Annotated in this window: 13 protein-coding genes; 2 read left to right on the top strand and 11 right to left on the bottom strand. The window is 71.9% G+C overall.

Annotated features, from left to right (window positions below):
- The first annotated feature begins 31 nt into the window (after positions 1-31).
- Together ACLQ21_RS10125 and ACLQ21_RS10130 are read left to right on the top strand one after the other, a co-directional pair.
- Positions 32-961 (top strand): ornithine cyclodeaminase family protein, encoded by a 930-nt coding sequence (locus ACLQ21_RS10125; protein WP_425663326.1) that lies wholly within the window; start codon positions 32-34, stop codon positions 959-961.
- Complete coding sequence (locus ACLQ21_RS10130; RefSeq protein ID WP_425663328.1) at positions 958-1,941, top strand: proline racemase family protein; 984 nt, start codon at positions 958-960, stop codon at positions 1,939-1,941. Before ACLQ21_RS10125 ends, ACLQ21_RS10130 begins: the two co-directional genes overlap by 4 nt.
- Before the next feature lie 21 nt (positions 1,942-1,962).
- On the opposite strand, the gene ACLQ21_RS10135 is transcribed toward ACLQ21_RS10130, so the two are convergent.
- From ACLQ21_RS10135 to ACLQ21_RS10185, 11 genes are all read right to left on the bottom strand, one after another.
- Positions 1,963-3,447: an aldehyde dehydrogenase family protein gene (locus tag ACLQ21_RS10135; RefSeq protein WP_425663330.1), complete on the bottom strand. Its 1,485-nt coding sequence runs from the start codon at positions 3,445-3,447 to the stop codon at positions 1,963-1,965.
- A gap of 19 nt (positions 3,448-3,466) precedes the next feature.
- A complete protein-coding gene (locus ACLQ21_RS10140) occupies positions 3,467-4,468 on the bottom strand; it encodes a proline racemase family protein (protein ID WP_425663332.1) in 1,002 nt (333 codons plus the stop codon).
- The gene (locus tag ACLQ21_RS10145) at positions 4,468-5,382 is read right to left on the bottom strand and encodes a dihydrodipicolinate synthase family protein (protein ID WP_425663334.1); all 915 of its coding nucleotides are present in this window, start codon (positions 5,380-5,382) and stop codon (positions 4,468-4,470) included. Before ACLQ21_RS10145 ends, ACLQ21_RS10140 begins: the two co-directional genes overlap by 1 nt.
- A gap of 65 nt (positions 5,383-5,447) precedes the next feature.
- Positions 5,448-6,848 carry an FAD-dependent oxidoreductase gene (locus ACLQ21_RS10150; protein WP_425663336.1) on the bottom strand — a complete coding sequence of 467 codons (1,401 nt, stop codon included), beginning with the start codon at positions 6,846-6,848 and terminating at the stop codon, positions 5,448-5,450.
- Entirely contained in the window at positions 6,845-7,087 is a 243-nt protein-coding gene (locus tag ACLQ21_RS10155; RefSeq protein WP_425663338.1) for a (2Fe-2S)-binding protein, read from the bottom strand. Before ACLQ21_RS10155 ends, ACLQ21_RS10150 begins: the two co-directional genes overlap by 4 nt.
- The gene (locus tag ACLQ21_RS10160) at positions 7,084-8,256 is read right to left on the bottom strand and encodes an NAD(P)/FAD-dependent oxidoreductase (RefSeq protein ID WP_425663340.1); all 1,173 of its coding nucleotides are present in this window, start codon (positions 8,254-8,256) and stop codon (positions 7,084-7,086) included. The genes ACLQ21_RS10155 and ACLQ21_RS10160 overlap by 4 nt, the downstream gene beginning before the upstream one ends.
- The gene (locus ACLQ21_RS10165) at positions 8,253-8,963 is read right to left on the bottom strand and encodes an ABC transporter ATP-binding protein (RefSeq protein ID WP_425663341.1); all 711 of its coding nucleotides are present in this window, start codon (positions 8,961-8,963) and stop codon (positions 8,253-8,255) included. The genes ACLQ21_RS10160 and ACLQ21_RS10165 overlap by 4 nt, the downstream gene beginning before the upstream one ends.
- Complete coding sequence (locus ACLQ21_RS10170; RefSeq protein ID WP_425663343.1) at positions 8,960-9,805, bottom strand: ABC transporter ATP-binding protein; 846 nt, start codon at positions 9,803-9,805, stop codon at positions 8,960-8,962. The genes ACLQ21_RS10165 and ACLQ21_RS10170 overlap by 4 nt, the downstream gene beginning before the upstream one ends.
- Complete coding sequence (locus ACLQ21_RS10175; protein WP_425663345.1) at positions 9,802-11,004, bottom strand: branched-chain amino acid ABC transporter permease; 1,203 nt, start codon at positions 11,002-11,004, stop codon at positions 9,802-9,804. Before ACLQ21_RS10175 ends, ACLQ21_RS10170 begins: the two co-directional genes overlap by 4 nt.
- A 1-nt stretch (position 11,005) precedes the next feature.
- Positions 11,006-11,896, bottom strand: a complete 891-nt coding sequence (locus tag ACLQ21_RS10180) for a branched-chain amino acid ABC transporter permease (protein ID WP_211333893.1) — start codon at positions 11,894-11,896, stop codon at positions 11,006-11,008.
- 73 nt (positions 11,897-11,969) lie between these two features.
- On the bottom strand, positions 11,970-13,157 hold the full coding sequence (locus ACLQ21_RS10185; RefSeq protein ID WP_425663347.1) for a branched-chain amino acid ABC transporter substrate-binding protein: 1,188 nt from the start codon (positions 13,155-13,157) through the stop codon (positions 11,970-11,972).
- Positions 13,158-13,267: the final 110 nt, after the last annotated feature.

The following is a 13,267-nucleotide window of genomic DNA, read 5'->3' on the forward strand; positions in this document are numbered from 1 at the left end:
CGCCCATCGAGCGCTATGTAACATATTACCCATGGGCATCTTCGACGACCTGGTGCTGCTCGACGCCGAGCAGGTGCGCGCGGGTGTCTCGATGCGCGCCGCGATCGAGGAGGTGCAGTCGTCCATCCGCGGAGGATTCGACCCCGACGACGACCCCGCGCGAGCGATCGTCGACGTGCGGGGCGGGCAGCTGCTGCTCATGCCCGCCGACCTCGGACGCTTCGCCGGGCAGAAGCTCGGCATGGTCGCCCCCGGCAACCCCGCGCGCGGGCTCGAGCGCATCCAGGCGGTCTACGTGCTGCTCGACGCCGAGACGCTCTCCCCCGTCGCGCTGATGGACGGCACCGAGCTGACCAGCATCCGCACGCCCGCCGTCTCGGCGGCGGCCGTCGACGTGCTCGCCGACCCCGTCGCCGAACGGCTCGTGGTGTTCGGCTCCGGCCCGCAGGCCGTCCGGCACGTCGAGGCGATGCGGGCGATCCGGCCGATCCGCGAGGCGGTCATCGTAGGGCGCGACCGCGTGCGCGCGGAGCGCGCGGCGGAGGCGGCTGCCCGGTTCGGCGTCGAGGCTCGAGTCGGCACCGCGGCCGACGTCGAGGGCGCCGACCTGATCGTGTGCGCCACGACCGCCCGCGAACCCCTGCTGGACGACCGGCTGGTCTCGGAGCACGCGACCATCGTCGCCGTCGGATCGCACGAGGCGGACGTCCGCGAGCTGCCCGGCACGCTCCTCGGCCGCTCGCAGGTGGTCGTGGAGACGCGGCGCGTCGGCATGGCGGAGGCTGGCGACGTCATCCAAGCGGTCGCGGAGGGCCACATCACGGAAGCCGACCTCGTCACGATGCGACAGGTGATCACGGGCGAGGTCCCGCCCGCGCGCGATCGCCCACGCATCGTCAAGACGTGCGGCATGGGCTGGCAGGACCTGGCCGTCGCATCGCTGCTGGGAGGCGCCCGATGAGGTTCGAGACCGAGGACTGGCACACGGCCGGCGAGCCGTTCCGCATCGTGACGACCGTCGAGACGACTGGCGCGACGGTCGCGGAGCGCCGGGTGCACGCGATGACGGGCGCGCCGGACGTGGCGCGGCGGTTCCTCTGCCTGGAGCCCCGCGGCCACGACGACATGTACGGCGGATTCATCACTCCCCCGGACGATGGGGGCGCCGACTTCGGCGTGCTGTTCTGGCACAAGGACGGCTTCTCGACCGCGTGCGGGCACGGCACGATCGCGCTCGGCGCGTGGGCGGTCGAGTCGGGACGCGTGCCGGCTCCCGCCGACGGGGAGGCGGTCGTCACGATCGACGTGCCGAGCGGGCGCGTGCAGGCGATCGTCCATCGCGAGGCCGGACGCACCGTGGAGGTCGTGTTCCGCAACGTCGAGTCGCGGGTGGTCGCGCGGGACGTGCCGCTCACGACGAGCCGCGGCGACGTCGTCGTCGACCTCGTCTTCGGCGGCGCCATCTACGCGACGCTCCCCGCCTCCGCGGTCGGGCTGGCGGTGGAGCCGGGGCACACCGCGGACCTCATCGCCATCGGTCGTGAGATCAAGTGGGCGATGGACCGGCACCCGGCGGCGCAACTCGACGACGAGCGGCTGTCGGGCGTGTACGGCACGATCCTCGTCGATGACCTCGGCCGGACTGCGACGGGGCCGCATCAGCGGAACGTGACGGTCTTCGCCGACGGCGAGGTCGATCGCAGCCCGTGCGGCTCCGGCACGGCCGCTCGAGTCGCGCTGCTGCACGCCCGTGGCGAGCTCGGCGAGGGCGAGGTGCTCACGCACGACTCGATCATCGGCTCTCGCTTCCACGGTCGGGTCGCAGAGATCGCGGACGAGGGCGTGATCCCGGAGGTCACCGGCATGGCGTATCGCGTCGGGTCGAGCGTGTTCGAGCTCGACCCGCGCGATCCGCTCGCGGCGGGTTTCAGCCTGCGATGAGCAGGGCCGGCTCGGCCTACGTCAGAAGGCCCCGCTGAGGCTGCCCCAGCGGGACGACAGCCCCGCCTCGCTGCGCCGCTGCGGCACGCCCCACGGGTTGTCGTCCCGCAGCGGCGCCGGCAGGAGCGCCTGCGGGGCATCCTGATAGGCGACGCCGCGCAGGAAGCGCGTGATCGCGGCGGTGCCGACGCTCGTCGCGTCCGTCGTCGTGGCCGGGTACGGCCCGCCGTGCTGCATGGCGCTCGTGACCGAGACGCCGGTCGGCCAGCCGCCGAAGAGCACGCGTCCGCTGGTCTCGGAGAGCGCGTCGACGAGCGGGCGCACCGCCTCCGCCTCACCCTCCGTCGCGTGCAGCGTCGACGTGAGGTTGCCGGGGAAGAGCCGCTCGTGCAGCGCCGGCAGCGCGTCGAGCGACTCGTAGCGGACGATGACCGAGAGCGGCCCGAACGACTCCTCGAGCAGCGCGTCGCCGGCGGCATCGAGATCGTCGCTCGACACCTCGACGATCGTGGGCGTCGCCCACCGCTGCTCGTCGTCGTCCACGCGCACCCGACCCTCGGCGAGCACGCGCACCCCCTGCGCGGAGAGCACCTCGGCCCTGCGGCCTTCGAAGGCCCGGCCGATGCCGGGGTTGAGCAACCGGTGCTCCGAGACGCCGTCCGCCGCGGCCTCGACCTCGCCGAGGTCAGCGTGTGCGGGGACGAACAGGAAGCCGGGCTTCGTGCACAGCTGGCCCGCCGAGCCCGCGACCGACGCGACGAAGCCGCGCACCAGGTCGGGCTCGGCCTCGATGGCGCCCGCCGTGGCGTAGGCGGGGTTCACGGATCCGAGCTCGCCGTAGAACGGGATGGGTCGCGGCCGGGCCGCGGCGATGTCGGCGAGCATGCGGCCGACCCGTCCAGAGCCGGTGAACGCCGCGGCGCGGATGCTCGCATGCTCGAGCATCGCGGTGCCGTTGGCCTGCCCCTCGATGAGCTGGAAGACGCCATCGGGCATCCCGGCAGCGGCCAGCGCGCCCGCGACCACCTCGGCGGTCGCTCGGGAGAGCCCGGGGTGGCCGGAGTGGGCCTTCACGATCACCGGGCAGCCCGCGGCGAGCGCGGCCGCGGAGTCGCCGCCGGCGACGGAGAACGCGAACGGGAAGTTCGATGCGGCGAAGTTCAGCACGGGTCCGACGGGCTCCAGCACCCTCCGCACGTCCGGGCGCGGCCCGATGACGTACGCGGGGTCGGGGGCATCGATGCGCGCGTCGAGGTACGCGCCGTCGACGATCGCCTCGGCGAACAGGCGCAGCTGGTTGGAGGTGCGGCGAACCTCACCGGTCAGTCGAGCCTCGGCGAGCCCGGTCTCGCGCATCGCGATCGCGATGAGCGAGGGAGCGGCGGCGTCGAGCGCGTCGGCGACGGCGACCAGAGCCGCAGCGCGCTTGCTGGGCGCCGTCGCGGCGAACGGCCTAGCGGCGCGCTCCGCACGCTCGGCGATGGCGTCGATATCGATCTCGGTCATGCGAATCCCTTGGGTCGGTTCAGAACTCGAAGCCGTGCGGGAACGGGTCCGACGGATCGAGCAGATACGTGCCCATCCCCGTCACCCACGCCCGGCCGGCGATGGTCGGCACGACCGCTTCGCGATCCCCGACCGTGGTGGTGCGCAGCAGCCGACCGGTGAACTCGGTGCCGATGAACGACTCGTTGACGAAGTCGGTCTCGAGCGCGAGCTCGCCGCGCGCGTGCAGCTCCGCCATGCGCGCGCTCGTGCCGGTGCCGCACGGCGAGCGGTCGAACCAGCCAGGGTGGATCGCCATCGCGTGCCGTGACCGCACCGCATCCGACCCCGGCGCGATGAACTCGACGTGGTGCACGTGGTTCGATCCGGCGAGCGTCGGATGCGTCGGCGGGGCCTGCTCGTTGATCGCCTCCATGATCGCAAGGCCGCACGCGAGGATGTCGTCCTGCCGCGCCCGGTCGAAGGGCAGGCCGACAGCATCCAGATCGACGAGCGCGTAGAAGTTGCCGCCCCAAGCGACCGAGTACGGCACGGTGCCGATCCCCGGCACGTCGATCTCTGCGTCGAGCCGCTCGACGAACGACGGGACGTTCTCGATGGTCACGCGCTTCGCCGCGCCGTCCTCGACCTCGACGCGCGCGACGACCACGCCTGCGGGCACGTCGAGCCGGATCTCGGTGATCGGCTCGGTCACCTCGACCATGCCCGTCTCGACGAGCACCGTCGCGACGCCGATGGTGCCGTGCCCGCACATCGGGAGGAAGCCGGAGGCCTCGATGTAGACGACGCCCCAGTCGCAATCGGCGCGCGTCGACGGCTGGAGGATGGCTCCCGACATCGCGGCGTGGCCGCGCGGCTCATGCATCAGCAGGCCGCGCAGCCCGTCGAGGTGCTCGATCGCGTGCAGCCGCCGCTCGTTCGCGGTGGCGCCGGGGATGACTCCGACTCCGCCCGTCACGACGCGCGTCGGCATCCCCTCGGTGTGGGAGTCGACGGCCTGGAAGGCACGGCTGGCGCGCATCAGCGTCCGCGGATGGCCGCGAGGGCCCGCTCGGTGTCGGCCGTCACCTGCGCGCGCTGCTCCTCGGAGAGCGGCCCGCGCGGCGGGCGCGTGGGGCCGCCGTAGGAGTTGCCACAGATGTCCATCGAGAGCTTGATCGCCTGCACGAACTCGGTCTTCGAGTCCCAGCGGAACACGGGGACGAGGTGCTCGTAGAGCGTCTTCGCCTCCTGCCACTTGCCGGCCACCAGCAGATCGTAGAGCTCGACGGCCTCCTTCGGGAAGGCGTTCGGGTAGCCGGCGAACCAGCCGACGGCACCGTTGATCATCATCTCGAGCAGCACGTCGTCGGCGCCGGCGATCACGTCGATGTCGCACAGCTCACGGATCTCGTACACCCGCCGGACGTCGCCGGAGAACTCCTTGATCGCCACGACCTCCGGTATCTCGGCGAGCCGCGCGACGAGTCGCGGGGTGAGGTCGACCTTCGTGTCGAAGGGGTTGTTGTAGGCCATGATCGGCAGCCCGACCTTCGCGACCTCCTCGAAGTGCGCGATGACCTCGCCCTCGTTGGCGCGGTAGACGGTCGGCGGCAGCAGCAGGACGCCGTCAGCGCCGTCCTCGGCCGCGATCTCCGCCCAGTGGCGCGCCTGGTGGCTGCCGACCCCGTGCACGCCCGCGATCACGATGCCGCGGCCGGCGACGGCTTCCTTCGCCACCTGGATGACCTTGCGGCGCTCGTCGTCGGTGAGCGACGAGTACTCGCCGAGCGAGCCGTTGGGGCCCACGCCGCGACAGCCGTTCGCCATCAGGAAGTCGACGTGCTCGCCGAACTTGTCGTAGTCGACCGCCAGGCCGGCGAGGGCCGCGGCGTCCTCCTTGAAGGCGAGGGTGGTCGCGACGACGACGCCGCCCAGATCCATGGTCTTGCTCATTGCTGCTCCTTGCGACTGCCGGTCCGACGGCCACGCGCCTCGCGCGACCCGTAATATGTCATATATTACACAGCACCGCGCGCTTCGCGACCCTCTGCCGCCTCGGCCGCCAGCTCGCTGAGCCGCAGTGGCGCGAGCAGCGGCCGACGGTCGAGCTCGAGCCGCTCTCCGCACAGCGCCTCGACCGCCGCGCCGCAGGTGCGGCCCTGGCAGGCGCCGAGTCCGGCGCGCGTCGCCAAGCGCATCGCGCGGGAGGCGCTGCCCGCCGCGCGGGCGATGGTCCCGGCGTCGACCGACTCACAGCGGCACACCACGGTGTCGTCCTCGACCCAGCTGCGCCAGCCGTCGCGGATGCCGTGGGCGTCCGCGAGGCGGCGGGCGAACGCATCGGTGGCGGTGCGGCGGCGCACCATCGCCCCGAGCGCACCGCGAGCGGCTCCGGCGGCCGTGCGCCCGGCGATCTCCCCCTCGGCGAGCGCGGCGTCGGCGCCGCCGATGCCGGTGATCTCCCCTGCCGCCAGGACGCCCTCCACGCTCGTGCGCTGCAGCTCGTCGACCTGCACGAAGCGAGGCTCGCCGGGCGCCGAGGCGCTGACGACGCAGCCGGCCTGCAGTGCCGCGTCGATGCGAGGCATGAAACCGTGACCGAGCGCGACCGCGTCGCACGCGACCTCGCGCTCGGTCCCCGGCAGCGGTCGCCAGTCGGCGTCGAGGCGCGCCATGACGGCGGCCTCGACGCGGCGCTCGCCGAGGATGCGCACGACACCGTGACCCGTTCGGTAGGGGGTGCGGTGCCGGGCGAGGGATGCGGCGTACTCAGCGAGCTCTCCCGCCTTGCGACCGGCGCCGAGCAGCTCCCACGGTCGCGCCAGCCACCCGGCCGCAAGGCTGGAGACGCGCGACGCCTCCAGCACGCCGACGACCTCGCCGCCGACGAGCGCGATGGACTGTGCCACCGGGAGGAGGAAGGGACCGGCACCCGCGACGAGCGTGCGCCGCCCGACGGCAACGCCGTCGCGCTTCGCGAGCGCCTGGGCGGCGCCGGCGGTCGTGACGCCTGGGAGCGTCCACCCCGGCAACGGCAGCGCTCGGTCGTGCGCGCCGGTCGCGAGCACGATCGCGTCGCCGGTGAGCTCGACGCGCCGGCGGCCGGGAGCGTCGGCGACGCCGAGCAGCGCGTGCACGCGGCGCGCCGCGCCGTCGATGCGCCAGACCGCCGCGCGCTGCAGGACCGTCGCCCTGCCCGACTCGCACGCGGCCGCGATGACTTCGCGGAGCGCCACGAAGGCCGACCAGCCGTGCTGCAGACGAGCGTCCGTCAGCTGCTCGTGATGGCGCCAGTACTGGCCGCCGAGGCGCTCTCCCTCGTCGAGCAGCGTGACCCGCGCGCCCTCGGCGAGCGCGCCGCTCGCCGCTGCGAGGCCTGCCGGTCCCCCGCCGAGGACGATCACGTGGCGCTCGCTCATCGCTCCTCCGGGGTCACGACGTCGCCGTCGCACGCCGAGCGCAAGCACGCCCGCACGCCCGCCGCGCCGTTGACGGTCACGACGCAGTCCTGGCAGACACCGATGCCGCAGAAGACGCCGCGCTCCGCTCCGGCGGCCGTGCGCCAAGCGGCTCGTCCGCTCGCGATGAGCGCGCCGGCGATCGTCTGGCCCTCGCGCGCCTCGACCCGCTGGCCGTCGAACTCGAACGCGGGGGTCATGCGGCGACCTGGAGGCTCGGCCGGGTGTGGAGGAAGGGCTCGGGGTCGAATGGCGCCGCGACGCCGAGCACGTGATGGACGATGAGCGCGGCCGTCGCCGGCGCGAGCCCGATGCCCGCGCCCTCATGGCCGGAAGCGTGGAAGAGGCCCTCGACGCGCGCATCGGGACCGATCACCGGCAGGTGGTCGGGCGCGAAGGGCCGGAATCCCGCGTAGGTGCGCAGCAGCTGCACGTCCGCGAGGAAGGGGAAGAGCCGTGTCGCCTTGGCGGCGATCTCCGCGAGCGCCGGCAGCGTGCCGGTCTCGTCGAACCCGACGCGCTCCCGGCTCGAGCCGATCAGCACGGTCCCGGCCGGGGTCGACTCGACGACGGTGGAGGTCTGCAGGGCCGCGTCGCCCGAGCCCACGGCTCCCACGTAGTCGGCGTCGTAGACCTTGTGATGGATGCGCTGTCGCATCGGCGTGGTCACGAGGATCGTGCCGCGACGCGGCCGGATGTCGACGCGCGTGCCGAGCCGCGCAGCCACCTCGCCCGACCACGGCCCCGCACAGACGACGACGGCATCGGCCTCGATCGGCCCGGCGGTGGTGTCGACGCCCACGATCCGGTCGCCGCGCATCCGCGCGCCAGTGACCTCGGCCCGGACGACCCTTGCGCCGCGCCGCACGGCGGCCGCGGCGAGCGATTGCGTGGCGAGCGACGGCTGCACCTGGGCGTCGTCCGGGTAGTGCACGCCCAGCTCGACGGCCGGCGCGAGGTCCGGCTCAAGGGCGGCGAGCGCCGCCCGGTCCACAGGCTCGGCCCGGATGCCGATCCCACGCTGCCCCTCGGCGAAGCGCAGCAGGGCGTCCTCGCCGCCCGCGAACGCGACGACGATGCCGCCCTTCGCCTCGAACTCCGTGGCCGGACCGTCGCCGCGCTCCGCGTCGAGCTCCGCCGCGAGCTCGCGCCACATCGCGTTCGCCACGATGGCCAGCTCGGCCTCGGCCCGCACCGACGGGGCCGCGCTCTTGTCGCTGACGAGGAGGTTGCCCTCGCACCGGCTCGAGGTCTCTGCTGCGACGCCCGAGCGGTCGACGACCACGACCTCGGCGCCCGCCTGCGCGAGCCGCAACGCGCACGCGGCGCCGATGACGCCCGCGCCGACCACGACGACGCGCACGCTCACGCGCCCAGGTACGCGTCGACGACGCGTGCGTCCTTCGCGAGCTCGGCGGCCTCGCCCTGCAGCGTGACGCGGCCGGTCTCGACGACGTAGGCGCGGTGTGCGATGCGGAGCGCCGCACGCGCGTTCTGCTCCACGAGCAGCACCGTGGTGCCCTGGCGGTTGACCTCGGCGATGATCTCCATCACCTGCTTCACGACGAGCGGCGCGAGCCCCATCGAGGGCTCGTCGAGCAGCAGCAGGCGCGGTCCACCGACCAGGGCGCGGCCGATGGCGAGCATCTGCTGCTCGCCGCCCGACAGCGTGCCGCCCTGCTGCTTGCGCCGCTCGGCGAGCCTGGGCATCAGGGAGTAGGCGAGATCGACGCGCTCGGCGATGGCCTTGGTGTCCCGCACCGTGTAGCCGCCCAGCAGCAGGTTGTCGTGGACGGTCATGGTCGAGAAGATCCGTCGGCCCTCGGGCACGTGCACGAGTCCCTTCGAGACGATGTCCCACGGCTTCGCAACCGTCAGGTCGACGCCGTCCCAGCGGACGGCCCCGCTCTTGGGGCGGACGAGTCCGGAGAGCAGGTTCATGGTCGTCGACTTGCCTGCGCCGTTGTTGCCCAGCAGGCAGACGATCTCGCCCTCCTCCACGACGAACGACAGCTGCCGCAGCGCGTGCACCCGTCCGTAGTAGACGTCGGCGTCCTCGACCTCGAGCCAGCTCATGCCTGCTCTCCCCTGCGCTCGTCGTCCGCCGCGATCGGCACCGATTGCGTGAGCGTCGTGTCGTCGATGGCGGCCTCCTCGTCCTCGGCGCCCAGATAGGCCTCGATCACGATCGGGTTCGCCTTGATCTCCGCGGGAGTGCCGTCGGCGATCTCCTTGCCGTAGTTCAGCACGACGATGCGCTCCGCGAGCTGCATGACGAGGCCCATGTCGTGCTCGATGAGCACGATGCCGACGCCGAGGTCGCGGATCTTGCGGATGAGCCGCATGAGTCCCTGCTTCTCGCCGTAGTTGAGGCCGGCGGCGGGCTCGTCCAGCAGCAGCAGCTTCGGGCTGGTCGCGAGCGCCCTCGCGATCTCGACGCGGCGCTGCTCGCCGTACGGCAGCTGCGTGACGAACAGCTGCTCGTCGCCCTCGAAGCCGACGAAGTCGAGCCATCCGCGCGCCTCGCGCGCGCACGCCTCCTCTGCCCGCAGGTAGCGCGGCGTGTGCAGCAGGTTGTCGAAGAGGCCCTCGCGCAGGTTGGCGTGCATCGCTGTCTTCACGTTGTCCAGCACGGTCATCTCCTTGAAGAGACGGAGGTTCTGGAACGTGCGCGCCATGCCGCGGCGCGTGATGGTCGACGGGAGCACCCGCATGATCGACCGGCCCTCGAACGCGATCGAGCCGCTGGTCGGGCGGTAGAAGCCTGAGATGCAGTTGAAGGCACTCGTCTTGCCGGCGCCGTTCGGGCCGATGACGGCGAGGATCTCGCCCTCGCGGACGTCGAACGACAGGCCGTCGACGGCCTTGACGCCCCCGAACCGCAGGTGCAGGTCGCGCACCTCGAGCAGCGCGGTCATCGGCGGACCTCCTCGTCCTCGGCGGGATCCCCGGCCGACGCGCGCGCCGGGCCGGCATCGGTCGGCCCCGGATCATTGAGCCCGTCATCGCCCAGCGACTCGATGGGGGCGGTCGCCGGCCAGGCTCGCGGCTTGCGCGAGCGAAGCCAGGGCAGCACCGCCGTCGCCGGCCACAGGCCGGACGGCCGGAAGATCATGACGACGACGAGCAGCACGCCGAAGATCAGGAACCGCCACTCGGAGAACTCGCGCAGCAGCTCGGGGGCGAGCGAGACGAACAGCGCCCCGATGATGACGCCGGGCGTCGAGCCCATGCCACCGAGCACGACGGCCATGAGGATGAGCGCGGAGTAGAGGAATTGGAAGGAGTTGGGGCTGATCGCCGTCAGGTGCGTCGCCATCAGCTGTCCGGCGAGGCCGGCCCAGACGGCACCGATGATGTAGGCCGAGATCTTCGTGACGTAGGTGTTGATGCCCATCGCCTCGGCCGCGTCCTCGTCGTCGCGCACGGCCTTCCACGCCCGCCCCATGCGCCCGCGGGCGAGGCGCCCGAGGCCGATGATGCCGATCGTCACGACGATGAATGCGACGAAGTAGTAGAAGAGGATCGTCCCGGAGAACCTGATGCCGAACAGCTCGAGCCCGTCGCGGAAGCTCCAGTCGCCGAACGACCAGGTGGGGATGCCGTGGATGCCGGAGGGGCCACCGGTCACGTCGAGGTTGTTCGCGGTGATGCGGATGATCTCGCCGAAGCCCAGCGTGACGATCGCGAGGTAGTCGGAGCGCAGCCGGAGCGTCGGACCGCCGATGATGATGCCCGCGAGGATGCAGGCGAGGATGGTCGCCGGCACCGCCGCCCACATGGGCCAGCCCAGCACGGTCGTGAGGATTCCCGAGATGTACGCGCCGACCGCGAAGAACGCGATGTACCCGAGGTCGAGGAGTCCCGCGTAGCCCACGACGACGTTGAGACCCATGCAGAGCATGATGTAGATGAGCGCGCTCGTGGCGATCGAGATCGTGTACGCGCTCGCGTCGATGAACGGCAGTGCCGCGAGCACCACCACGGCCAGGATGCCGAGGATGCGCATGAACCCCCGCTGCGACCGCGGGCCCGAGTCGGGCTTGCCTCGATCGAACAGCGGCGCGGGCGCGCGCAGCGGCGCGTGCTTCAGTGCGAGGTCGAGCTGGCCGGCCATGTCACATCCTCTCGACGACGCGGTTGCCCAGCAGGCCGGTCGGCTTGAAGGTCAGGATCAGGATGAGGACGAGGAACGAGAAGACGTCTCGCCACTCGCCGCCGAGCCAGGCGGAGCCGAACGACTCGAGCAGTCCGAGCAGCAGGCCCCCGAGCATCGCGCCGTAGAGATTGCCGATGCCGCCGATCACCGCGGCCGTGAAGGCCTTGAGCCCGATCACGAACCCCATGAGGAAGTCGATCGAGCCGTAGTAGGCGCCCGCCATGACGCCGGCCGCGCCGGCGAGGGCGGAGCCGATGAAGAAGACGGTGGCGATGACGCGGTTGACGTTGACGCCCATGAGGTGCGCCGCCTGAGGGTCGAGCGCGATCGCGCGCATCGCCCTGCCCTCGCGGGTGCGCTCGACGATGTGCGCGAGCACGAACATCAGCACTGCGGCGACGATGACCAGCACGAGCTGCGACACGGACACGCGCACGCCCAGCGCGTCGAAGGACTCCGAGCTCAGCCGGACGGGGAAGGCCCGCGGATTCGGCCCGAAGATCTGGCGGATGCCGTACTCGAGCGTGAAGGAGACACCGATCGCGGTGATGAGCACCGCGAGCCGCGGGCTGCGGCGCAGCGGCCGGTAGGCCACGCGCTCGATGCCGACGCCGATGAGGCCCGTGACGACCATGGCGAGCAGCAGGATCGCCAGCAGGGCCGGGATCGAGGCTGACGCCGGGATGCCGCCGAACGAGCTCAGCACGACGAAGCCGACGAACGAGCCGAGCATGTAGATGTCGCCGTGCGCGAAGTTCAGCAGCTTGATGATCCCGTAGACCATCGAGTAGCCGAGCGCAACGAGCGAGTAGAACGAACCCACGATGAGGCCGTTCCAGATGAGCTGCATCACAGGGGTGCCGCTCCTTCCGGGTTCGACGAGGAGGAGGGAGGGCGGGATCGAGCCGCGCCCTCCCTCGAGGTCAGCTCTGCAGGTCGTCCTTGAGCACGAACTCGCCGGACTCGGGGTCGATGGAGACGATCACGAAGCCGCCGCTCTCCCGGGTGTGCGTCTCGGTGAACGTCAGCGGGCCGGCGAACGTCTCGAAGCCGTCGAGGCCCTCGAGCGCAGCGACCACGGCGTCGAACTCCGTGCTGCCGGCGTCCTCGATGGCCTGCGCGACGATGCGCACCGCGTCGTACGCCTGGGTCGAGTACGGCCCCGGCGCCTCGCCGGCGAGCTCCTCGTAGTCGGCGATCCAGGTCTCGGCGCCCGTCAGCATGTCGGGCGTCTGCGTGAAGGTGCCGACGACGTTCTCCGTGTAGCCCTCGCCGGTGATCTCGGCGAAGCTGCCGTCGACGGAGCCGTCGGCCACCATGAAGACGCCGTCGAAGCCCGCGTCGACCGACTGCCGGTTGATGAGCGCGCCCTCCTGGTAGTAGCCCGTCCAGTAGACGACGTCCGGGGCTGCCTGCGCGAGCTGCGTCGCGACCGACGCGTAGTCGTTCTCGCCCGGGGTCACGGTGGCCTCGAACGCCACCTCGACGCCGGCCTCTGTGGCCTGCTCGACGAATGCGCCGGCGAGGTCGGCGGAGTAGCTGGTCGCGTCGTCGATCACGGCGACGGTTGCCGCGCCCTCCTGCTGCGCGTACTGCAGCGCGGACTGCGCCTGCTGCGTGCCGGTGCCGTTGATGAGGAACACGCCGGGCAGACCGGCGTCGGGCAGGTCGTTCGAGTTGGCGGCCGGGATGACCATCGGAATGCCGGCCTGGTCGAAGATCGGGAGCGTCGGCAGCGTCGCGCCGGAGCAGTAGCCGCCGACCGAGGCGACGATGCCTTCGGTGACGAGCTTGTTGGCGGCCGCGACCGACGCGGTGGCGTCGCACGCGTCGTCCTCGACGACGAGCTCGAGCTGCTGACCGAGCACGCCTCCGTCGGCGTTGATCTCCTGGATGGCGAGCTTCGCGCCGTTCTCCATGTAGGCGCCGAAGGCCGACTCGCTGCCCGAGAAGGGCGCGAGCATGCCGAGCGCGATGGGACCTTCGGCAGAGCCGGAGGCATCAGGGCCGCCGCCTGCGAGGCCGCCGGAGCAGCCCGCGGTGACCGCGATCGTGCCTGCTGCGAGCAGGGCCGTGATGAAGCGCGCGGGGCGCGCGGAGGGTGCGGACATGGGACTCCTCAGGTGCATCGTTGCACCGCGCTGCGGCGGTGTGTGACACATTACACACGAGATGGAGCCGCGGGAACGCTGTTGCAACCAAACCGTAATCAAGTCGACCG

The sequence above is a fragment of the Agrococcus sp. DT81.2 genome (genome assembly GCF_049844935.1).
In the GTDB taxonomy this organism is placed as follows: domain Bacteria; phylum Actinomycetota; class Actinomycetes; order Actinomycetales; family Microbacteriaceae; genus Agrococcus.

Excerpts from the sequence above, each read along its gene's own strand:
- ACLQ21_RS10125 (WP_425663326.1), top strand. The coding sequence starts at position 32 with ATGGGCATCTTCGACGACCTGGTGCTGCTCGACGCCGAGCAGGTGCGC.
- ACLQ21_RS10130 (WP_425663328.1), top strand. The coding sequence starts at position 958 with ATGAGGTTCGAGACCGAGGACTGGCACACGGCCGGCGAGCCGTTCCGC.
- ACLQ21_RS10135 (WP_425663330.1), bottom strand. The coding sequence starts at position 3,447 with ATGACCGAGATCGATATCGACGCCATCGCCGAGCGTGCGGAGCGCGCC.
- ACLQ21_RS10140 (WP_425663332.1), bottom strand. The coding sequence starts at position 4,468 with ATGCGCGCCAGCCGTGCCTTCCAGGCCGTCGACTCCCACACCGAGGGG.
- ACLQ21_RS10145 (WP_425663334.1), bottom strand. The coding sequence starts at position 5,382 with ATGAGCAAGACCATGGATCTGGGCGGCGTCGTCGTCGCGACCACCCTC.
- ACLQ21_RS10150 (WP_425663336.1), bottom strand. The coding sequence starts at position 6,848 with ATGAGCGAGCGCCACGTGATCGTCCTCGGCGGGGGACCGGCAGGCCTC.
- ACLQ21_RS10155 (WP_425663338.1), bottom strand. The coding sequence starts at position 7,087 with ATGACCCCCGCGTTCGAGTTCGACGGCCAGCGGGTCGAGGCGCGCGAG.
- ACLQ21_RS10165 (WP_425663341.1), bottom strand. The coding sequence starts at position 8,963 with ATGAGCTGGCTCGAGGTCGAGGACGCCGACGTCTACTACGGACGGGTG.
- ACLQ21_RS10170 (WP_425663343.1), bottom strand. The coding sequence starts at position 9,805 with ATGACCGCGCTGCTCGAGGTGCGCGACCTGCACCTGCGGTTCGGGGGC.
- ACLQ21_RS10175 (WP_425663345.1), bottom strand. The coding sequence starts at position 11,004 with ATGGCCGGCCAGCTCGACCTCGCACTGAAGCACGCGCCGCTGCGCGCG.
- ACLQ21_RS10180 (WP_211333893.1), bottom strand. The coding sequence starts at position 11,896 with ATGCAGCTCATCTGGAACGGCCTCATCGTGGGTTCGTTCTACTCGCTC.
- ACLQ21_RS10185 (WP_425663347.1), bottom strand. The coding sequence starts at position 13,157 with ATGTCCGCACCCTCCGCGCGCCCCGCGCGCTTCATCACGGCCCTGCTC.